Annotated in this window: 18 protein-coding genes; 7 read left to right on the top strand and 11 right to left on the bottom strand. The window is 58.1% G+C overall.

Going from position 1 to position 19783, the window contains the following annotated elements:
- Position 1 precedes the first annotated feature (1 nt).
- Positions 2-1165: an isovaleryl-CoA dehydrogenase gene (locus tag AC2FIM_RS09370; protein ID WP_271950212.1), complete on the bottom strand. Its 1164-nt coding sequence runs from the start codon at positions 1163-1165 to the stop codon at positions 2-4.
- A gap of 176 nt (positions 1166-1341) precedes the next feature.
- Here AC2FIM_RS09370 and AC2FIM_RS09365 point away from each other — a divergent pair, with 176 nt between their 5' ends.
- Positions 1342-2412, top strand: coding sequence for a Hint domain-containing protein (locus AC2FIM_RS09365; RefSeq protein ID WP_496708079.1), 1071 nt, complete (start codon positions 1342-1344; stop codon positions 2410-2412).
- On the opposite strand, the gene AC2FIM_RS09360 is transcribed toward AC2FIM_RS09365, so the two are convergent.
- Together AC2FIM_RS09360 and AC2FIM_RS09355 are read right to left on the bottom strand one after the other, a co-directional pair.
- On the bottom strand, positions 2413-3603 hold the full coding sequence (locus AC2FIM_RS09360; protein ID WP_496708080.1) for a DegT/DnrJ/EryC1/StrS family aminotransferase: 1191 nt from the start codon (positions 3601-3603) through the stop codon (positions 2413-2415).
- 40 nt (positions 3604-3643) lie between these two features.
- The gene (locus AC2FIM_RS09355) at positions 3644-4315 is read right to left on the bottom strand and encodes an HAD-IA family hydrolase (RefSeq protein ID WP_142634920.1); all 672 of its coding nucleotides are present in this window, start codon (positions 4313-4315) and stop codon (positions 3644-3646) included.
- 134 nt (positions 4316-4449) lie between these two features.
- Between AC2FIM_RS09355 and glmU the strand changes: the two genes are divergently transcribed.
- The 4 genes from glmU to AC2FIM_RS09335 are packed head-to-tail and all read left to right on the top strand — an operon-like array spanning position 4450 to position 8861.
- Positions 4450-5802, top strand: a complete 1353-nt coding sequence (gene glmU / locus AC2FIM_RS09350; protein ID WP_271950216.1) for a bifunctional UDP-N-acetylglucosamine diphosphorylase/glucosamine-1-phosphate N-acetyltransferase GlmU — start codon at positions 4450-4452, stop codon at positions 5800-5802.
- Positions 5803-5805: 3 nt separating this feature from the next.
- Positions 5806-7626 (top strand): glutamine--fructose-6-phosphate transaminase (isomerizing), encoded by a 1821-nt coding sequence (gene glmS, locus AC2FIM_RS09345; protein ID WP_142634924.1) that lies wholly within the window; start codon positions 5806-5808, stop codon positions 7624-7626.
- Between the two features lie 3 nt (positions 7627-7629).
- Positions 7630-8175 (top strand): pyridoxamine 5'-phosphate oxidase family protein, encoded by a 546-nt coding sequence (locus tag AC2FIM_RS09340; RefSeq protein ID WP_496677512.1) that lies wholly within the window; start codon positions 7630-7632, stop codon positions 8173-8175.
- Complete coding sequence (locus tag AC2FIM_RS09335) at positions 8172-8861, top strand: DNA alkylation repair protein (protein ID WP_496731956.1); 690 nt, start codon at positions 8172-8174, stop codon at positions 8859-8861. The genes AC2FIM_RS09340 and AC2FIM_RS09335 overlap by 4 nt, the downstream gene beginning before the upstream one ends.
- Here AC2FIM_RS09335 and AC2FIM_RS09330 read toward each other — a convergent pair.
- On the bottom strand, positions 8849-9265 hold the full coding sequence (locus tag AC2FIM_RS09330; protein WP_142634930.1) for a hypothetical protein: 417 nt from the start codon (positions 9263-9265) through the stop codon (positions 8849-8851). The two genes, AC2FIM_RS09335 and AC2FIM_RS09330, sit on opposite strands and share 13 nt — an antisense overlap.
- A gap of 90 nt (positions 9266-9355) precedes the next feature.
- Between AC2FIM_RS09330 and moaA the strand changes: the two genes are divergently transcribed.
- Both moaA and AC2FIM_RS09320 read left to right on the top strand, forming a co-directional pair.
- A complete protein-coding gene (gene moaA, locus AC2FIM_RS09325; RefSeq protein WP_496731954.1) occupies positions 9356-10363 on the top strand; it encodes a GTP 3',8-cyclase MoaA in 1008 nt (335 codons plus the stop codon).
- Position 10364: 1 nt separating this feature from the next.
- The gene (locus AC2FIM_RS09320; protein WP_496731952.1) at positions 10365-11675 is read left to right on the top strand and encodes a 3-deoxy-D-manno-octulosonic acid transferase; all 1311 of its coding nucleotides are present in this window, start codon (positions 10365-10367) and stop codon (positions 11673-11675) included.
- Between the two features lie 28 nt (positions 11676-11703).
- Here AC2FIM_RS09320 and AC2FIM_RS09315 read toward each other — a convergent pair whose 3' ends face one another.
- The 7 genes from AC2FIM_RS09315 to AC2FIM_RS09285 form a co-directional block, all read right to left on the bottom strand.
- Positions 11704-12867, bottom strand: a complete 1164-nt coding sequence (locus AC2FIM_RS09315) for a M20 aminoacylase family protein (protein WP_496708083.1) — start codon at positions 12865-12867, stop codon at positions 11704-11706.
- An 18-nt stretch (positions 12868-12885) separates the two neighbouring features.
- Complete coding sequence (locus tag AC2FIM_RS09310) at positions 12886-14031, bottom strand: MFS transporter (protein ID WP_496677527.1); 1146 nt, start codon at positions 14029-14031, stop codon at positions 12886-12888.
- A gap of 68 nt (positions 14032-14099) precedes the next feature.
- Positions 14100-15377 (bottom strand): DUF3422 family protein, encoded by a 1278-nt coding sequence (locus AC2FIM_RS09305; RefSeq protein WP_142634941.1) that lies wholly within the window; start codon positions 15375-15377, stop codon positions 14100-14102.
- 108 nt (positions 15378-15485) lie between these two features.
- A complete protein-coding gene (locus AC2FIM_RS09300; RefSeq protein WP_271950225.1) occupies positions 15486-15842 on the bottom strand; it encodes a VOC family protein in 357 nt (118 codons plus the stop codon).
- 160 nt (positions 15843-16002) lie between these two features.
- Positions 16003-17457, bottom strand: a complete 1455-nt coding sequence (locus AC2FIM_RS09295; protein WP_271950227.1) for an NAD(P)(+) transhydrogenase (Re/Si-specific) subunit beta — start codon at positions 17455-17457, stop codon at positions 16003-16005.
- A 13-nt stretch (positions 17458-17470) separates the two neighbouring features.
- Positions 17471-19042, bottom strand: a complete 1572-nt coding sequence (locus tag AC2FIM_RS09290) for a Re/Si-specific NAD(P)(+) transhydrogenase subunit alpha (protein WP_142634946.1) — start codon at positions 19040-19042, stop codon at positions 17471-17473.
- Positions 19043-19170: 128 nt separating this feature from the next.
- Positions 19171-19623 (bottom strand): methyltransferase family protein, encoded by a 453-nt coding sequence (locus tag AC2FIM_RS09285; protein WP_142634949.1) that lies wholly within the window; start codon positions 19621-19623, stop codon positions 19171-19173.
- Positions 19624-19783 lie beyond the last annotated feature (160 nt).

Raw genomic sequence — 19783 nt, 5'->3', positions numbered from 1 at the left:
CTCAGAGCATTTCGTTCATCAGTTCCCGTCCGATCAGCATCCGGCGGATTTCGCTGGTACCGGCGCCGATTTCCATCAGCTTGGCGTCACGGAATATGCGGCTGACCGGCGAATCCGACAGGAACCCCGCGCCGCCCATAGCCTGAACTGCCTGATGGGCCTGCGTCATGGCCTGTTCCGAAGCATACAGACAGCACGCTGCCGCATCTTGCCGGGTCACATCCCCGCGGTCACAGGCCTTGGCGACCTCGTAGACATAAGCCCGGGCTGAATTCATGGCCGTGTACATGTCAGCAATCTTGCCTTGCATCAGCTGAAAGCTGCCAATCGGTTTGCCGAACTGCTTGCGCTCGGCCAAATACGGCATGACTTCGTCCAGACAGGCGGCCATGATTCCAGTTCCGATCCCGGCGAGCACAACGCGTTCGTAATCCAGCCCTGACATCAGAACCGCGACACCCTTACCCTCTTCGCCCAGAACATTTTCAAAGGGCACCTCGACGTCATCAAAAATCAATTCCGCCGTGTTTGATCCGCGCATGCCCAGCTTGTCGAAATGGGGCGAGGTCGAAAAGCCCGTCATCTCTTTTTCGACCAGAAAGGCGGTGATCCCTTTGGATCCAGCATCAGGATCCGTCTTGGCGTAAACGACCAGAGTATCCGCGTCCGGCCCGTTCGTGATCCAGTATTTGCTTCCGTTCAGCCGGTAGTGATCATTGCGCTTTTCCGCCTTCAGCTTCATCGAAACGACGTCTGATCCGGCGGACGCCTCAGACATGGCCAGCGCGCCCACATGTTCGCCGGAAATCAACCGAGGCAGATATTTCGCCTTTTGCTCGGGGCTGCCGTTCAGCTTGATCTGATTGACGCACAGGTTTGAATGCGCCCCGTATGACAATGAGATTGAGGCAGAAGCCCGCGCCACTTCTTCAACCGCGACGGTATGGGCCAGATAGGACATGGCCGCGCCACCATATTCCTCGGGCACTGTAATTCCTAGCAGGCCCAACTCACCCATCTCGCGCCAAAGTTCATTCGGAAACGCGTTCGAGGCATCGACCTTCGCGGCCATCGGCTTCACCCGCTCTTGCGCCCAGCGATGCACCATTTCACGCAGTGCGTTCACATCTTCACCCAGATCGAATTGCATGGCCGCCGTGAACATCGAACTCTCCCAGTAAATGAACGATTGTTCAAATAATCTGCCATGACCATGAACCCGGGTCAAGCGCTGACCGAAAAAGGTTCACCCGCGAGCCGATCCGGAGCGTCACAAATTCACCATACTCGACGATTAGATCGCCAAAGCCGTTAAGGTTTTTTGCTTCAAGGATTCAGCGAATGGCCCCAACCAATGTCATCGTAAATGGTACTTTTAATAGCGGTTCCGCAAATTGGTCTGGTACGGATATCGAAGCTGACCACACTGAGGGCGCCTATCTCGGGAATGGTTCATCGAATCGTGTGGCCGAAATGGATGGCAACGCAAGCCAAGTCACGGTGATGGAGCAAACCTTTACGCTGGATGACCCCAAATCCGGCGAGCTTAGCCTGGATTCCGCACTTAGGACGGCATCTAACTCAAATGCAGGCAGCGAAGGATTTACCGTCGAGATTCTGGACAGCAACGGCGTCGTTATCGCCTCGATGACCGTTCTGCCGACCGCGAACAGCTTTTCCACATTCACCATGCAGGTCGATTTCCCTTCCGCCGGTGACTATACCCTGCGCCTTACCGAACTTGGCCTTAATGATAGCCTTGGCGCCATTGTCGATAACATCGAGTTACTGGTGTGTTTTTGTCAGGGCACCCTGATCGAGACGGAACTCGGGGAACGTCCCGTTGAAACCTTGCGTGAAGGTGATCTTGTGCTGACCCGATCGGGGCTGAAACCTGTCAGATGGATCGGACAGCGGCATCTTTCGGCAACCGATCTGGCAATCAATCCAAACCTGAATCCGGTTCGAATCGCGAAATCCGCATTGGGGGACGGTTTGCCGAACCAGGATCTATTGGTTTCCCGGCAGCACAGAATGCAAATCTCTTCGGCGGTGGCGCAGCGCATGTTCGGATCGCCGGATGTGCTGGTCGCGGCCATCAAGCTGTCGGAATTGCCGGGAATCGAGATAGACAACAGCCTTGATCAGGTTGTGTATTACCACCTGCTGTTCGACAACCACGAAATCGTTTTTGCAAATGGCGCCCCGAGCGAAAGCCTGTTGCTGACCGACACGTCGCTGGCATCCGTTACGGCGCAGGCCCGCGAAGAAATCCAAATGATCTTTCCAAATCTGCTGGAAGCCAAAAATACGGTGCCGTCTTATCCGATCCCTGAAAATCGGCTGCAAAAACGACTGGTCGAGCGGCTGCGGAAGAACCAAAAATCCCCGCTCGAGTCACAGGTAATGTGATCAGGACTGGAACACCGCGCCGACCTCTGAGCGAATGATCCGTGCGATCAACCGGCAATCATCCAGTGAAAAAGTCAATGGCACCCGCATATCCATGATCCCGGTCAAAATGCGGTCACTCGCAGGCAGAGGCGCGCTTTCCACATATCGCCAACTGTCATAGCGCGAGGTAAACCCGGTGGGCTCTGCTCCGCCGAACCATTTCAGATCCACACCACGCGCCGCGCAGCGCTGCATCACAAGAGCAATCCGTTCGGGTGACCAGTCCAGCAGCAAGAACTGAATAGACGAGCCCACATAAGTTTCCGCCTCGGGTCGTTCGACAATGGTAAGACCCGGCGTGCCGCGCAGCCCTTTTTCGATCTCGACATAGCGCTCATTCCACCGGTCAATCTGTTGTTCCAGGTTGCGAAGTTGCGGCCTAAGGATCGCGGCCCTCAAATTGTCCATGCGCCCTGAGACATTGGGCGTGGTGTACTTGATCCGCTCGAACACCTCTGGGCCCGGCGCTGCAAGGTGGCGCTCATACAGCATGTAGGATCCTGAAAGGACCGTCGCCTTGGCAGCCAGTTCCTCGTCATCGGTAATCAACAACCCGCCTTCACCGGAATTTATGTGCTTGTAGGTCTGGCAGGAATAACACCCGATAACGCCCTGCCGTCCGGATTTTTGCCCGCGCCATGCGGCGCCCATCGTGTGCGCGCAATCTTCGATCACGGCCACACCGGCGGCATCGCAGATTTGCATCAACCGATCCATGTCGCACAGATGCCCGCGCATATGGCTGAGCATCAGCACATCTGACTGATCCAGTTTGCTTTCGAGATCATCCAGATCAATCGTCAGCGCTTCGGTCACACCGACAAATACCGGCTTGGCTCCGATCGAGGCAATCGCCCCCGGCACCGGCGCCAGGGTGAAAGCGTTGGTCAGAACCGTATCTCCGGGCTGCACCCCTATCGCGCGCAATGCTGTCGCCAGTGCATAGCCGCCCGAAGAGACCGCCAGACAGTATTTTGCGCCGGTCTGCGCGGCAAATTCCTGTTCTAACAGGGCGGTCTCGGCCAGTTCGCCGGGCGAGACGTTATATCTGTGCAGCCGGCCATGACGCAAAACGGCCAGAGCCGCCTCGATCGCCTCATCCGAGATTGGTTCCTGCTGGGTGAAATTGCCAGTAAACTTCTCAGTCATCTTTTCGCTCTTGAGGCCGCGATGGGCCGGGGTCAAGGGGTCAGGCTGCAGCTCCGACCAAATCAAAAACAAGTTTCGGCAGGTCATCAAAATGATGCAACAGCGCTTCGGGTTTCAGCGCAGCCATGTCGTCGCCAGATGGCCCGAATGTTACAAGCACCGAAGGTACACCTGCAGCACGCGCCGTATTCCGGTCGGTGTCGGAATCCCCGATCAGAACGCACAGATCCGGGTGTCCGCCGGCCCGGCGGGCAGCTTCACGCAGGGGCTCCGGATCGGGTTTGCGAACCGGCAAAGTATCCGCACCGACGAGTGAGCCGAACCGGTCGCGCACACCCATTTGGGTCAGCAACTGATGTGCCAGAGCCTCGGGTTTATTAGTGCAGATACCAACGCCATAGCCGGCCTCTTTCAACTTTCCAACCGCGTCCAGCGCGCCTGGATAAAACCGGGTATGGGTGTCAATCGCCTCCGAGTACGCTTCTAAAAGCATCGGGTAATAAGCGTGAACAGCCTGCTCGTCATAGGCCCCAACCCGCTTCAAACCGTGGGTCAGCATCATCCGCCCACCACGCAAAGCAATACCAGCATCCTGCCCGTGGACCAGCACATCGCCGTGCCCCATATCGCGAAAACAATGGTTTGCGGCCTCCAGCAAATCCCCGGAAGTATCCGCCAGTGTCCCGTCCAGATCAAAGATGACTGTTCGCATTACGCCTCCTGCCTCGGCGGGTTTTCGCCACGTCTTGTTGCAAACGGCAATCTAGTTTGATGGCTGAACCGCTTGCGACTTTACCCTCAGCGGATAAAACGGACTGCAACAAAACACAAAGAGAAAACGATTTCATGAGTATCGCCCTTGTCATCCTTGCTGCCGGTAAAGGCACCAGGATGAATTCGGATATCCCGAAAGTCCTGCACCCGATTGCTCAGGCGCCTATGCTGGTCCATGCCATGCGCGCTGGTGCTGTTCTGTCGCCCGAGCGGACCGTCATTGTCACCGGGCACGGGTCCGAAGCCGTTGCCAAAGCAACCCTGGCCGAGGACGAGACCGCACAAATCGCCATTCAGGCCGAACAGCTGGGCACCGCCCATGCTGTCGCACAGGCGCGCGAAGCGCTGCAGGGTTTCAACGGCGACGTGGTTGTTCTGTACGGAGACACGCCCTTTTTGCAACCCGATACGTTGGAACGTATGATCGAAGCGCGGGCCAAGAACGATCTGGTTATTCTGGGTTTTGAGGCCGCAGATCCTGCACGCTATGGCCGGTTGGTCATGAACGGACAGGCCCTTGAACGCATCGTCGAATACAAAGACGCCTCGGATAAAGAGCGCGATATAACACTTTGTAACTCTGGTCTTTTGGCCTGTGACGCTGAATTACTGTTTTCGCTGATCGACAGCGTGGGAAATGACAATGCCGCCGGTGAATATTACCTGCCGGATGTCGTGGCAATCGCCCGATCCCGTGGCCTGAATGTCACCGCAGTCGCCTGTGACGAGGCACAGACGCTGGGTGTGAACTCACGCGTTGACCTGGCCGCTGCGGATGCGGTTTTTCAGGCCCGTGCCCGCGCCGAACTGCTGGATTTGGGGGTCACGCTGATGGCGCCGGAAACCGTCTATCTGGCCGCTGATACCGTCATTGGCCGCGATACGGTGATCGAACCCAACGTGGTCTTTGGCCCCGGTGTCACGGTGGAAAGCGGTGCAACGATCCGCGCGTTTTCGCATCTTGAGGGCTGCCATGTCAGCCGCGGTGCCATCGTTGGCCCCTATGCCCGGCTGCGCCCCGGCGCTGAGCTGGCAGAAAACACCCGCGTCGGTAATTTTGTTGAGATCAAGAATGCTGAGATCGCCGAAGGCGCGAAGGTCAACCATCTCAGCTATATCGGGGACGCAACGGTTGGGGCGGCGACGAATATCGGCGCGGGTACGATCACTTGCAATTACGATGGCGTAATGAAGCACCAAACAACCATCGGTCAGAACGTCTTTGTCGGATCGAACACCATGTTAGTGGCACCTGTCACCATTGGTGACGGCGCGATGACGGCCACTGGAACCGTGGTGACGCGCGATGTGGAAGCGGATGCTTTGGCCGTAGCGCGCGCCAAGCAGGACAACAAGCCCGGTTATGCGCGTAAATTGTTTGACATGTTGACGGCGAAGAAGGCTCGTCGCGACAAAGGAGCCTGACAGATGTGTGGGATTGTAGGTGTATTGGGCAAGCACGAAGCTGCCCCTATCCTGGTCGAGGCCCTAAAACGGCTGGAATACAGGGGGTATGACAGTGCAGGCATTGCTACGGTCAATGGCGGATCCCTGGGTCGGCGTCGGGCTGTAGGCAAGCTGGTAAACCTCAGCGACCTGCTGGTGCATGACCCGCTTCCCGGTAAATCCGGTATCGGCCATACCCGCTGGGCCACCCATGGCGCGCCGACAGTTTCGAATGCGCATCCCCACCGGGCCGGGCCGGTTGCCGTTGTTCACAACGGCATCGTTGAAAACTATCGAGAGCTGCGGACAGAGCTGGCGGAACACGGGATCGGGTTCGAAACCGAAACCGATACGGAAACCGTCGCCCTGATGGCTGAACATTACCTCAAATCAGGGCTGCCCCCGGTTGAAGCCGCCTATAAAACCATCGACCGGCTGGTCGGCGCATTTGCCCTGGCCTTTCTGTTTGACGGCGAAGATGACCTGATCGTGGCCGCGCGCAAAGGCTCGCCACTGGCAATCGGGCACGGGGACGGAGAGATGTTTGTCGGCTCGGACGCCATCGCGCTAGCGCCGCTGACGGATCGCATCACCTATCTGGAAGAAGGTGACCGTGCGGTTGTGACCCGCACATCGCTGGAAATCCGCAACGAAGCAGGTGAGCTTGCCAATCGCGAAACCCGCAAGATCAAAGTGGATCACAGCCGCGCCGACAAGGCCGGGCACAAGCATTTCATGGCCAAGGAAATCGCGGAACAGCCGATTGTGGTTGCCGAGGCGATCCGGTCCTACCTGCCCTCTGCCGGGGATCAGGTCGTTCTGCCGGGGGATCTGGATTTCACCAAGCTGGACCGTCTGACGATGGTCGCTTGCGGGACTGCTTTCTACGCCTGTTTGACCGCCAAATACTGGTTCGAGCAACTTGCCAGAATACCGGTCGAAGTCGATATCGCCAGCGAATTTCGCTATCGTGAACCTCCGATCCCGGAACGCACTATGGCGCTGTTTGTCAGCCAATCGGGTGAAACCGCCGACACGCTGGCCGCCCTGCGGTATTGCGACGGCAAAGCGGACAAGGTCGTCTCAGTCGTCAATGTTCCAGAAAGCTCGATCGCACGTGAAAGCGACATCGCCCTGCCGATCCATGCCGGGGTCGAGATAGGCGTCGCCTCGACCAAAGCCTTCACCTGTCAGCTGAGCGTGTTGCTGATGCTGGCGCTCAAGGCTGCCGCGGACCGTGGCACGTTGAGCGACGAGGAACTTGCCGATCACGCCGCCGCGTTGCGCGGGCTGCCTTCGGTGCTGAACACCGCGTTGGATCAGAACCGGGCCATCAGGAAATCCGCCCAGCGCTTGTCCGAGGCGCGCGATGTTCTGTTTCTGGGACGCGGCCTGATGTACCCGCTGGCGATGGAAGGGGCGCTGAAACTCAAGGAAATCAGCTATATCCATGCCGAAGGTTATGCTTCGGGTGAGCTAAAGCACGGCCCCATTGCCCTGATCGACAAACACATGCCCGTGGTGGTTCTGGCCCCGCGAGACACGGTGTTCGACAAAACCGTGTCGAATATGCAAGAGGTCATGGCACGCAAGGGTAAAGTCATCCTGGTGTCCGATGATGACGGCATCGCCGAGGCGGAAGACGGGGTCTGGAGCACGATCCGCATGCCGCATGTGCACCCCAGCCTTGCGCCGATCCTCTATTCGGTGCCCGCTCAGCTGCTGGCCTATCATACGGCGGTGGCCAAGGGCACGGATGTGGACCAGCCGCGCAATCTGGCGAAATCCGTAACGGTGGAGTGACGCATGTCCAAGCAATTTCCGGCGCTGGATAACGCCCATCGCAAGTTTATCGAGGATCAGCATCTGTTCTTCGTCGGCACCGCCGGACCTGAAGGACGGGTCAACATCTCTCCCAAAGGGATGGACTCGCTGCGGGTACTGGGGCCCAATCGGATTATCTGGATGAACCTGACCGGCAGTGGCAACGAAACCGCCGGGCATTTGCTTGAGGTCAATCGCATGACCCTGATGTGGTGTTCCTTCACCACACGCCCGCTGATCCTGCGCACCTATGGCACCGCGCGTACATTGCATGCCGGGGATGAGGGCTGGGACGCGTTGGCCGGGCTGTTTCCCGACCACCGCAGCGCCCGCCAGATCTATGACCTTGCGATTGACATGGTTCAGACCTCTTGCGGATATGCCGTACCGTTCATGGAATACCAGTCCGAACGGGACACGATGCAGAAATGGGTAGACGGTAAGTCCGATGACGATATCCGCGATTATTGGGTTGAGCGGAACCATCAGACGATCGACGGCAGGCCAACACGCGCTGCGGACCTATGACGCCCGTCACCTATCTTGACCAGATCCGCGCCCATGCCGACCCAGAACGCGCCGTGCAGATGGCGGCTTATCACAAGGTCGAACGCCTCTATCTGGGTGTTGCAAATCCGGTTCTGAACGACCTGAGCAAACTATGGCGACAGGAACTGGACGTTGCTGCGCGGGTGGATCTGGCTGACGCACTCTGGCAGACCGATATCCACGAGGGCCGTCTTGCCGCAGCCAAGTTGCTGACCCAAGCCCGTATCCGCCCCGATGAGGCTGCTTGGGACCTGCAGCAAAGCTGGTTGCCAGATTTCGATGCCTGGGCGGTGGCAGATCACGCCTGTATGGCGATGCAGAAACGCTTATCTGCGGACCCGGCGCGGTTGGATCAGGTCGAAAGCTGGACAGCGTCAGACCACATGTGGACACGGCGCGCCGCGCTGGTGGCCACCCTGCCCTGGACCAAGCAGAACCACCCCAAGCCAGAAGACCTGAACCGGCGCGACCGTATTCTTGGCTGGGCAGCGGGCTATGTGCCCGACCGTGACTGGTTCATCCAGAAAGCAATCGCATGGTGGCTGCGCGAGCTGTCGAAACATGACGCGGACCGAGTGGTTAACTTTCTGCGCAACCATAGTTCGGCCATGAAGCCCTTTGCCCGGCGTGAAGCTGGCAAATATCTGAAAGGTCAGTTGGAATAAACTTCCAGCTCGACAAGTTCGTCATAAGGCAAAAGCAGCGCCCGCATTGCATCCAGCGACAGCCTGCTGCCGCCGCTTTCGGGCCCACGGGCCGGGACCAGCGTGATATAGGCCTGCGCCCCTGTTCTGGGCACAACAACACGTCCTGTGAACTCTGTCTCGACCAAAGGCGTTTCCATCCAGCGTCCCGGCGTTGTCGGATCACCCAAGCTGGCAATGGTGGTCTTGGCGCCAACCCAACCAGCGGCGGTTGCGGGGACCGGAACGGATTCGGTGACGTCAGCTTCCGCGGCGACCTCTGGTTCAGCCGCAGGTTTGTCGCGACCGAAAACCCGATCAGTTGTCGAGCGGACAGTGTCACAGCCCGCAACAAGGATACAAATGGTCAGCAGAGTGTATTTCATGGCCTGAACTTAGCCCCCCTCACAGGACTGTGCCAGCACAAAGCACAGTTCAGGCTTGTCGCAGGCCAGTCGCCGCTTTACGTATGACTCATGACAGCTCCGCTTATCGACCCGTTCGCACGTGCCATCACATATCTCCGCGTCTCCGTTACGGATCGCTGTGATTTTCGCTGTGTTTACTGCATGTCCGAAGAAATGAAGTTCCTGCCGAAAAAGGATCTGCTGACGCTGGAAGAGCTGGACCGTATGTGCACGACCTTCGTGAAGATGGGCGTGGAAAAGCTGCGCATCACCGGGGGCGAGCCGCTGGTCCGCCGAAACATCATGTCATTCTTCAATGCCATGACCCGGCATCTGGACAGCGGCGCGTTGAAAGAGCTGACGCTGACAACCAATGGCTCGCAACTGCACCGCTTTGCTGACGATCTCTATGCGGCGGGCGTGCGCCGGGTGAATGTGTCGCTGGACACGTTGGATGATGAGAAATTCAGCCAGATCACCCGTTGGGGCCGGTTGAAACAGGTTCTGAACGGAATTGACACGGCCCAAAAGGCTGGCCTGCGGGTCAAGATCAACGCCGTGGCCCTGAAAGGCTTCAACGAGGCCGAGCTTCCAACAATCACCCAATGGTGCGCTGAGCGCGACATGGATCTGACCTGGATCGAGGTGATGCCGATGGGCGATATCGGGAACGAGAACCGTCTGGATCAGTACTGGTCGCTCAAGGATGTCCGCAAAGAATATGAAAGCCACTATACCGTCTCCGATCTGGCAGAACGCACCGGTGGCCCGGCGCGATATGCGCGGCTTGAAGAAACGGGCCAGAAGATCGGCTTTATCACACCGCTGTCGCACAATTTCTGCGAAAGTTGCAATCGTGTCCGCCTGACCTGTACGGGTGAGCTGTATATGTGTCTGGGGCAAGAGGATATGGCCGATCTGCGTGCCCCCCTGCGAGATCATCTCGATACCGAGGCGCCGCTGGAACAGGCCATCCGCGCGGCGATAAATCTTAAGCCCAAAGGCCACGACTTCGACTATTCCCGCCAGGCGGTCGACGGCAAGATGAGCCGCCACATGAGCCATACGGGCGGCTGACATGACCGCCCCCTCTGGCCAGCCGACGCTGCTTTACCGTTTGTATTGCAGCCTGACCGCCGTTGCTGCACCTTTGGCTTGGCGCACCGTGCGCAAGAAACTCCTGGCGGCAGATGTCCCGACAATTCGCCAGCATGAAAGGCTCGGCCATGCCAGCCTACCACGCCCCAAGGGCCGATTGATCTGGTTCCACGCTGCAAGTGTGGGGGAAACCCTGTCGGTCATCAGCCTGATCAAACGGCTGGGTGAACGCCTGCCGGATGCCCAGTTCCTGGTGACCTCGGGCACCCCAACTTCGGCGGCGCTGATCGAAAAACGGATGCCACCCCGTACGCGACACCAGTATCCGCCGCTGGACACCGCAGGGCCGGTCAGGCGATTTCTGGATCACTGGCGCCCCGAAGCCGGAGTATTTGTCGAAAGCGAAATCTGGCCACGCCTGATCGTTGACGCGGCTGGACGGGGAATCCCTCTGGCCCTGTTGAATGCGCGCCTGTCAGAGAAATCCGTCGAAGGTTGGAAGAAACGGCCACAAACCGCACGATTCATTTTGGGCAATTTCAGCCTGTTCCTGACCCAGAATGGCAAAACCGCCGCTAATCTGGTGGACATGGGGGCTGTGGCGGACCGCGTGCAACCCGGAACCAACCTCAAAGCGATGTCCGATCCGCTTCCGGTCGATAATTCTGTGTTGGAAGATATTCAGACCCAGATCGCCGGACGCCCTCTCTGGATCGCCAGCTCGACCCATGCCGGAGAAGAAGAAATAGTTCTGGCTGCCCATGCAAAATTGCTGGAACGTTGGCCCGACCTTCTGCTGCTGTTGATCCCGCGCCACCCCGAACGCAGGCAGGATGTGGCCGCGCTATTGAAACAGGCCGGTCAACCCGCCGTGTTCCGAACATCCGAGCGGCGGATCGACACCGAAACGCAGGTCTATGTCGCAGACACTCTGGGCGAGACTGGCACATGGTACGCGCTTTGTCCGATCGTCTTTCTGGGCGGCTCACTGCATGAGATCGGCGGCCACAACCCGTTCGAACCCGCTCAGGCCGGGGCTGCGGTTATAACCGGACCCGGATACTTCAACTTTGCCGAAACCTTTGCGCCGCTCATCGAGGCCGGTGGCGCGATTGAGGTGAACTCTGCGCAAGACCTGACAAACGCGGTCACGACCTGGCTCAGCGATAAGGGCGCATTGGACACCGCGCGCGATGCTGCAGAATCCTGCGTCAACACGCAGAAATCCGCGCTCGATTCCATTGTCGAGACCCTGTGCGACCGGCTAAATCTGAAGACCACCGGCGTTTAAGGGCAGAGCATCTGCCTGCCCCTTGGGATCACGCCGCTGGCATCCTTTGTTCAACGATTTCGGCCCACCAACTGCATCCTGCAGGGATGGCCTCATCGTTGAAGTTGTATTCAGGGTGATGCACTGCAGCGGTGTCCCCGTTGCCCACCAGAATATAAGCGCCGGGGCGTTCTTCGAGCATAAAGGCGAAATCCTCGCCGCCCATGATCAGCGGTGCCTGGTCACAATCGCCCGAGACGGACCGCGCCACCTGGGCTGCGAAATCGGTTTGATCATCACTGTTCACCATTACCGGATATCCCCGGTAATAGGTCACCTCAACCGCCCCTCCGAATGTGGCGGCCACGCCGTTGCAGATCTCGGTCACGCGCTTTTCGGCCATATCCCGCATCTCCCGGCTCATCGTGCGGACGGTGCCGCGCAGCTTTACAGTCTGCGGGATCACATTGAATGCGGTTGAAGAGGTTTCGAACGAGGTCACCGACACAACCACCTGATCCACCGGGTCAGCGTTTCGCGCCGCGATGGTCTGGAGCGCCAGAACCGCCTGCGCCGCCATCACCGTTGTATCCACGGTTTCATGCGGCTTGGCTGCGTGGCCGCCTTTGCCTTCAAAAACGATGTCGAACTGATCAGTAGCTGCGAAAAACGCGCCAGGACGGATGGCGAAACTGCCCACCGGACGGCCGGGCCAGTTATGCATTCCGTAGACTTCCTGAATGCCCCAGCGATCCATCATCCCGTCTTCACACATCTCACGACCACCGCCGCCGCCTTCTTCGGCAGGTTGGAAAATGACCACCACTGTCCCGTCAAAATTCCGCGTTTCCGAAAGGTATTTCGCCGCCCCCAACAACATCGCAGTATGACCATCATGGCCGCAGGCGTGCATCGCCCCATCGGTATTCGAGGCATAGTCCAATCCGGTCGTCTCATGGATCGGCAGCGCGTCCATATCGGCGCGCAGACCGATAACCTTGCCGGCCGTGTCCGCCTTGCCCTTGATCACCCCAACCACGCCGGTACGGCCAATTCCAGTGACCACCTCATCGCAGCCGAACTCTTTCAGCTTATCCGCGACCAACGCGCTAGTGCGGTAGGTTTCAAACAGGATCTCTGGGTTTTGGTGAATATCACGCCGCCATTCGGTGATTTCACCCTGCAGTTCCGCGAAGCGGTTTTTGATCGGCATCTGTATCTCCCAATATCATCATTCTTCGCTGTCACCGGGCCGCAACGCGCCGGACAACAGGACAATAAAAACGGCCAGCGGCAGCAAGGCCATGAATGCTAGACGCAATGTAAGCATCTCTGCCAGAAACCCAATAAGGGGCGGGCCAATCAACAACCCGCCATACCCTAATGTGGCCACGCTGGCGATGGCTTGACCAGGCGGGACATGCGGATCATTTGCCGCCCTGCTGAACGCAAGCGGCATGATCACTGCATATCCAAGCCCCATCAGTCCAAACCCAACCAGAGCAATCCCGGCATCATAGGCCGATACCACAGCCAGCACCCCCAAAGCGGCGCATACCCCTCCGAAACGGGCCGTCGCGGTTGGTCCGAACCGCGCGATCACGACACCACCCACCAGACGGAACGCGACCATTGTCACCGAAAAGACGGCATATCCCAGCGCCGCGACGCTTTCGGGTGCACCGGTCACATCCCGCAGGAAAATCGCGCTCCAGTCCGCGACGGCCCCTTCACCCAATGCCCCGCACAGGGCAATAAATCCGACAAGTATCAACGCACCCGACGGAAGTGCAAATATCGCCCCGCCCGCGGCCACAACACGGTGCGAATTCCACTGCACAAGGGACAGAGCCAGTGTCAGCCCAACTACGATGCCACCGGCCAGCAAAAAGTGCTGTGACACCGTCAGGCCCATCTGTATCGCACCAAATCCGCTCATCGCTCCCAGACCGGCCCCCAGGCTCCACATCGCGTGAAAAGACGACATAACGGGCCTGTCATAAGCGCGCTCAACCTCTGCTGCCCAGGCGTTCATCGCCACATCCATCGAGCCGTGGAAGGCCCCGAATACGAACAGGAAAAACGCCAATGCCCAAAAGCTTCCGGCAAAGGCCAGCAAGATAAGGGATGCGGTATAAAGAATGGCGATGATCCGTGTGATCACCACAGCCCCGAACCGATCTGTCAGACGTCCGGTAACCGGGAACGAACACACAGCCCCAGCCGCCATGAACAGCAAGCCGTAGCCAAGCGCTTCGTGCGACAGGTCCAGGTGATCCCTGACTGCGGGAATACGCGAGGCCCAGATCCCGAACAAAGCGCCGTTCAAAATGAACATGGCCGCCACGGCCCGCCAAGCGGCCATAATTCCGATCACGTATTTTCCTTTGCTCCGCGCCCGCCCCTGTCAGTTCTACAGCCTTGGGAAGGTTTAGCAAACGCGGATTAGGCCAACCGCTTTCGTATATGCCTGATACCCAGCCAGACACACAGGACAACCGGCAAGGTTGCCGCCGCGGTCAGCATCCCCTTGCTGATCCCGGTGGCGGTCAACGGGTACAACAGATAGCTGGCCAGTGAGACCGCATAATAGCTAATCGCCACCACGGAAAGCCCCTCGACTGTGTGCTGCAACCTCAGGGCCAGATCAGCACGGCGGTCCATACTTTCCAGCAATGCCTGATTCTGGGCGCTGCGTTCCACATCTACCCGGGTCCGCAGCAACTCACCCCCCCGGATCGCCCGGTCGGACAAGGTCTGCAGCCGACTTTCCGTGGCTTTCACAGTCCGAATTGCGGGCTCATACCTGCGCATCATGAAATCGGCAAAGGACTGACGGCCCTCGAACCTTTCCTCGCGCAATACCTCAATCCGTTGGTTCACGATGGCCTCATAGGCCCCGGTAGCCCCAAAGCGAAATGCGCATCGGGCAGAAAGCGTTTCCAATTCGATGGATGTAGACAGCAGATCCGGCAGTAGTTCGTCAGGATGCGCCGAGTTATCTGTCATCTGCCCCATAAGCCGGGTCAGCTTTCCATCCAGCTCTCCGATTTTCGGCATCAGTTGCTTGATGCGAGCAAAGCCCAACATGGACATGGCCTTGTAGGTTTCGATCTCGCACAGGCGCTGGATGATGCGTCCGGTTCGGCGCTGTCCTGTTCCCTTGGTCACGAAGAGCGCGAACCGCATATGCCCAGCCGGATCAATCCGAAAGTCACTGGCACAAATCGCAGCATCATCCAGCACGCGCGCAACCGCAAGGCTTTCGGGTTCGAACCATTCGGCCAGCGCGGCTTTTACCGCCTCATCATCTGGTCTTTCGGTCACCCGAACCATGGCCGAGGTTATCCTCTGGCCCGGGCTGGCCATCAGCCAATCAGGTGGGAAAGCCTCAAAATCAGCGGGGTTGAAGGCCCGGTCACTGACATTCCGGGTGATCGCCGTATAGGTCACAAATTCCGTGTGCTGCTCCCACTTGAGCCAGTGACGCCCGATCTGACCCGCGTAATGCGTCGCGTCCGGCTGCGGGTGCTGCGCACCGTGACGGTCCAGAAGATTGACCAGATGGGCAATGTCTTCGCTCCGGTCCCGCGCAACCGCCGCCACGGGTTTCTTGATGGCCAAAAACGCAACGGTGCATGGCGTCGAGGCCACGGGAAACGGGCGCGCATGCAGCTCGTTGGCCAGCGAATAGCGCAATGGATGATCGTCGATCGGCGTCATTGAATGCTCCGGCGTTGTCCGGCGCACTATACGACAGTTCAAAAATACATCAATTATCTTTTTATTTCAATAGCTTACATGGATACTACGGTATACAAACCCCTTATGTCATTGATTTGGCTGCCACAGTTCGATTGGGTTGCCCTCAGGGTCGTGAATACGTGCGAATTTTCCAACCTCGCTATCCCATTCCGGATTGGTCTCGACGGCAATGCCTGCGGCTTGCAACTGGGTCGTCATGGCAGACAGATCATCAACCCGAAAATTGATCATCCACTGCTGCTCGGCGCGGCCAAAATAATCGGTGTCCTGCGCAAACGGGGCAAAGACCGTATAGCCTTCGCGCTGTTTCCAGGGGACGGGATCGTAATGATGAACGCCAAGATGGGTCTCGTACCAATGCCGCTGCGCTTCCGGATCTCTGGCGCGAAAAAACACACCACCTATGCCGTTGACCTTTTCCATAGGGCACCTCCTTGTCTCTCTATAATAGCCCAAGGATACCACATTCCGCCCGCCTCATCTGGCCAGAAAAATCTTGGGGGCTTGGAGGCAAAGCCCCCAACATGACAAACAAGAAAAGGGCGCCCGAAGGCGCCCTTTGCATTTTGGTTAAGGCTTTAGATCAATCGATCATTGGCAGCAGCTTGTCCAGCGATTGTTTCGCGTCGCCATAGAACATGCGGGTGTTCTCTTTGAAGAACAGCGGGTTTTCGATGCCCGAATAGCCGGTGCCCTGACCACGCTTGGATACAAACACCTGCTTGGCCTTCCAGCATTCCAGAACCGGCATGCCGGCAATGGGGCTGTTGGGATCTTCTTGCGCCGCAGGGTTCACGATGTCGTTGGAGCCGATCACAATGGCAACATCCGTATCCGGGAAGTCGTCGTTGATCTCATCCATTTCCAGAACGATGTCATAGGGCACTTTGGCTTCCGCCAGCAGCACGTTCATATGACCCGGCAGACGACCGGCAACGGGGTGGATCGCAAAGCGTACGTTCTTGCCTTGCGCGCGCAGCTTGCGCACCAGCTCGGAAACCGATTGCTGCGCCTGCGCCACCGCCATGCCATAGCCCGGAATGATCACCACGCTGTCGGCGTCATTCAGGGCTGCGGCAACACCGTCGGCCTCGATTGCAATCTGCTCGCCTTCGACAGCCATCTGCTCACCTTGCGGACCACCAAAGCCACCCAGGATCACACTGACAAAGTGCCGGTTCATCGCCTTACACATGATGTAGGAGAGAATCGCACCGGACGAGCCCACAAGCGCACCGACCACGATCAGCAGGTCGTTGCCCAGCGAAAAGCCGATGGCCGCAGCCGCCCAGCCTGAATAGCTGTTCAGCATCGACACAACCACCGGCATGTCGGCACCGCCGATGCCCATGATCAGGTGATAACCAATAAACAAGGCGGCCAGCGTCATCAGGAACAGGGGCAGGAATCCGCCCGTGGACGTGTACCAAACCAGACAGATCAGCGAGAGCCCCGCCGCAGACGCATTCAGCGCGTGACCACCGGGCAGTTTGGTTGCCGTCGATGTAACCTTGCCAGCCAGCTTGCCATAAGCCACGACCGAACCGGTAAAGGTGATCGCGCCGATAAAGATGCCCAGGAACAGTTCCACGTGCAGGATTGCCAGCTCTGCCGCTGTCTTCTTGGCGATCAGCTTGGCAAACGCGCCCAGGTCGGAAAGGTCGACGTCTTTGGCGGCATCAACAACCGCAAAAACTTCGGCGACATTCTTGATTTCAAAATGCGCGTTGAAACCCACGAACACAGCCGCCAAACCAACCAGCGAATGCATCGCAGCCACAAGCTGTGGCATCTCGGTCATCTGGACGCGCTGCGCCACATATTGACCGATCAGACCACCACCTATGATCAGCAGCAATGACAGCAGCCACAAGCCCGAACCGGGGCCGACCAGCGTAGCGAAAACCGCCAGCGCCATACCGACGATGCCATACCAGACAGCGCGCTTGGCGCTTTCCTGGTTCGACAGGCCGCCAAGCGAGAGGATGAACAGAACAGCCGCAACAACGTAGGCGGCAGTGGTGAAGCCATAATCCATGTGCCCGGCCTCCTTAAGATTTCTGGAACATGGCAAGCATGCGCCGAGTTACGAGGAAGCCACCGAAGATGTTGATCCCGGCCATGAAAACGGACAGAGCCGCCAGCAGAATAACCAGAAACGACCCGGATCCGATCTGCATCACTGCGCCAACGATGATGATCGACGAGATCGCGTTGGTAATCGCCATAAGCGGTGTGTGCAGGCTGTGCGCGACGCCCCAGATCACCTGGAATCCCACGAAGATCGCCAGCACAAAGACGATGAAGTGCTGCATGAAGCTGGCCGGAGCAATCAGACCGATCAACAGCATTAGCGCACCGCCGATACCCAGCAAGGTGAACTGCTGTTTGGTTTGCGCCTTGAAGGCCGCAACTTCCTGCGCCTTTTTCTCCTCCGGGGTCAGCTCCCTGACCTCAGGCTTTTTCTGAGCGGCAATCGCCTGAACTTTCGGCGGCGGTGGCGGGAAGGTGATTTCACCTTCATGCGTCACGGTTGCGCCGCGGATCACGTCGTCTTCCATGTCATGGTTGATCTGACCGTCCTTTTCAGGCGTCAGGTCTGTCATCATGTGACGGATGTTGGTTGCGTAAAGCGACGAAGACTGTGCCGCCATCCGGCTTGGGAAATCGGTATAGCCGATGATGGTCACGCCATTATCGGTCACGATCTTCTCGTCAGCAACGGTCAGCTTGCAGTTGCCGCCTTTTTCCGCCGCAAGGTCCACGATCACCGAACCCGGTTTCATCGCTTCGACCATGTCCTTGGTCCAAAGCTCGGGCGCTTCGCGGTTGGGGATCAACGCGGTGGTGATCACGATGTCCATTTCCGGAGCAAGTTCGCGGAACTTGGCCAGCTGTGCCTCGCGGAATTCATCGGACTGAACACTCGCGTAACCGCCGGTTGCCGCGCCGTCCTGCTGGTCTTCTTCGAAGTCCAGATAGACGAATTCGGCGCCCATGGATTCAACCTGCTCCGCCACTTCGGGGCGTACGTCGAACGCATAGGTGATCGCACCCAGAGAGGTCGAGGTGCCAATGGCGGCCAGACCGGCCACACCGGCACCTACGATCAGAACCTTGGCAGGCGGTACTTTACCAGCAGCCGTCACCTGACCGGTGAAGAACCGGCCAAAGTTGTTACCCGCTTCGATCACCGCGCGGTAGCCCGCTATGTTGGCCATCGACGACAGAGCGTCCATCTTCTGGGCACGACTGATACGCGGCACCATTTCCATGGCGATCACGTTGGCGCCCTTGGACTTGGCGGCCTCCATGCCCTTTTCATTCCCTGCGGGGTTGAAGAACGAGATCAATGTCTTGCCCTTGGCAAGACGCTTCAGCTCGGTTTCATTTGGCTGACGTACCTTGGCGACGATGTCGGCGGCTTTCCACAGCGCCGCCGCGGTTCCGATAACCTCGACACCCGCCTCTTTATATGTGGCGTCCGAGAACCCGGCCGCAGCGCCGGCCCCTTTCTCGATCAGGCACTCATACCCGAGCTTTTGCAGTTGACGGGCTGAATCCGGAGTCATCGCGACCCGGTTCTCACCGTCAAATGTTTCCTTTGGCGTTCCAATCTTCAACGGCGCGTCCCCCTAATTTTCGGTCAGTTCGCAAGGATAGTTGGCATTCTATCTGAAGAACCAGTTTTAACTGCGCAAGATTATTTCGCAAGCGCAGCATTGTTACGTCGTGTAAAATCCCGTCCACATCAGATCCAGCGGCGGGTTTGCCTTTCATATCTGGCGAAATCCGTGCGAAAGGCACGGCGCATACGGTTTTCTTCCGGCACAATAAACCTGCGTTCCAAAATCCAGACAAAAACAGGCATCAACACCAAGGACAGCACCGCGTCGAAACGCAGAATCAAGCCGGCCAGAATAAGTACATCGCCAACGTAGATCGGATTGCGGCTGCGCTTGAAGATACCTGTTTGAACCAGACTCGATGGAGTTTCATGCGGCAGGACAGTTGTTCGATGTCGACGAAACTCGGCAATCGCCAGCACGACAAGAACGACGCCGCCCCCGATCAGAAGGCCGCTGAGCAGGTCGGTAAACCCGCTGGCCAGCGACAGGCCGAAGGACGCATAGTTCGCCTGCAGCCAGGCGAGAACAGCAAAGGCCACCAACCAAGCGGGCGGAATGTCGAGTTTGCGCTTCATGCTTGTTCCTCTGATCCTGCGGTATGGATGTCGCATTTGTCGGGGTATGTACCGCTTTGCATCCACGAAAGCAAAACCACAGTTGGTCGCATCTGTGCATTTTCGGCCGAACGCGTAGACACGGCAGAACTGATCAGATAGCCCTTTAGTCAGACATTTG

Source organism: Ruegeria sp. CDSC052 (assembly GCF_059610685.1).
The sequence above is the reverse complement of the archived record's forward strand: the minus strand, read 5'-3'. Positions and strand labels throughout refer to the sequence as shown.

Excerpts from the sequence above, each read along its gene's own strand:
- AC2FIM_RS09370 (WP_271950212.1), bottom strand. The coding sequence starts at position 1,165 with ATGTTCACGGCGGCCATGCAATTCGATCTGGGTGAAGATGTGAACGCA.
- AC2FIM_RS09365 (WP_496708079.1), top strand. The coding sequence starts at position 1,342 with ATGGCCCCAACCAATGTCATCGTAAATGGTACTTTTAATAGCGGTTCC.
- AC2FIM_RS09360 (WP_496708080.1), bottom strand. The coding sequence starts at position 3,603 with ATGACTGAGAAGTTTACTGGCAATTTCACCCAGCAGGAACCAATCTCG.
- AC2FIM_RS09355 (WP_142634920.1), bottom strand. The coding sequence starts at position 4,315 with ATGCGAACAGTCATCTTTGATCTGGACGGGACACTGGCGGATACTTCC.
- glmU (WP_271950216.1), top strand. The coding sequence starts at position 4,450 with ATGAGTATCGCCCTTGTCATCCTTGCTGCCGGTAAAGGCACCAGGATG.
- glmS (WP_142634924.1), top strand. The coding sequence starts at position 5,806 with ATGTGTGGGATTGTAGGTGTATTGGGCAAGCACGAAGCTGCCCCTATC.
- AC2FIM_RS09340 (WP_496677512.1), top strand. The coding sequence starts at position 7,630 with ATGTCCAAGCAATTTCCGGCGCTGGATAACGCCCATCGCAAGTTTATC.
- AC2FIM_RS09335 (WP_496731956.1), top strand. The coding sequence starts at position 8,172 with ATGACGCCCGTCACCTATCTTGACCAGATCCGCGCCCATGCCGACCCA.
- AC2FIM_RS09330 (WP_142634930.1), bottom strand. The coding sequence starts at position 9,265 with ATGAAATACACTCTGCTGACCATTTGTATCCTTGTTGCGGGCTGTGAC.
- moaA (WP_496731954.1), top strand. The coding sequence starts at position 9,356 with ATGACAGCTCCGCTTATCGACCCGTTCGCACGTGCCATCACATATCTC.
- AC2FIM_RS09320 (WP_496731952.1), top strand. The coding sequence starts at position 10,365 with ATGACCGCCCCCTCTGGCCAGCCGACGCTGCTTTACCGTTTGTATTGC.
- AC2FIM_RS09315 (WP_496708083.1), bottom strand. The coding sequence starts at position 12,867 with ATGCCGATCAAAAACCGCTTCGCGGAACTGCAGGGTGAAATCACCGAA.
- AC2FIM_RS09305 (WP_142634941.1), bottom strand. The coding sequence starts at position 15,377 with ATGACGCCGATCGACGATCATCCATTGCGCTATTCGCTGGCCAACGAG.
- AC2FIM_RS09300 (WP_271950225.1), bottom strand. The coding sequence starts at position 15,842 with ATGGAAAAGGTCAACGGCATAGGTGGTGTGTTTTTTCGCGCCAGAGAT.
- AC2FIM_RS09295 (WP_271950227.1), bottom strand. The coding sequence starts at position 17,457 with ATGGATTATGGCTTCACCACTGCCGCCTACGTTGTTGCGGCTGTTCTG.
- AC2FIM_RS09285 (WP_142634949.1), bottom strand. The coding sequence starts at position 19,623 with ATGAAGCGCAAACTCGACATTCCGCCCGCTTGGTTGGTGGCCTTTGCT.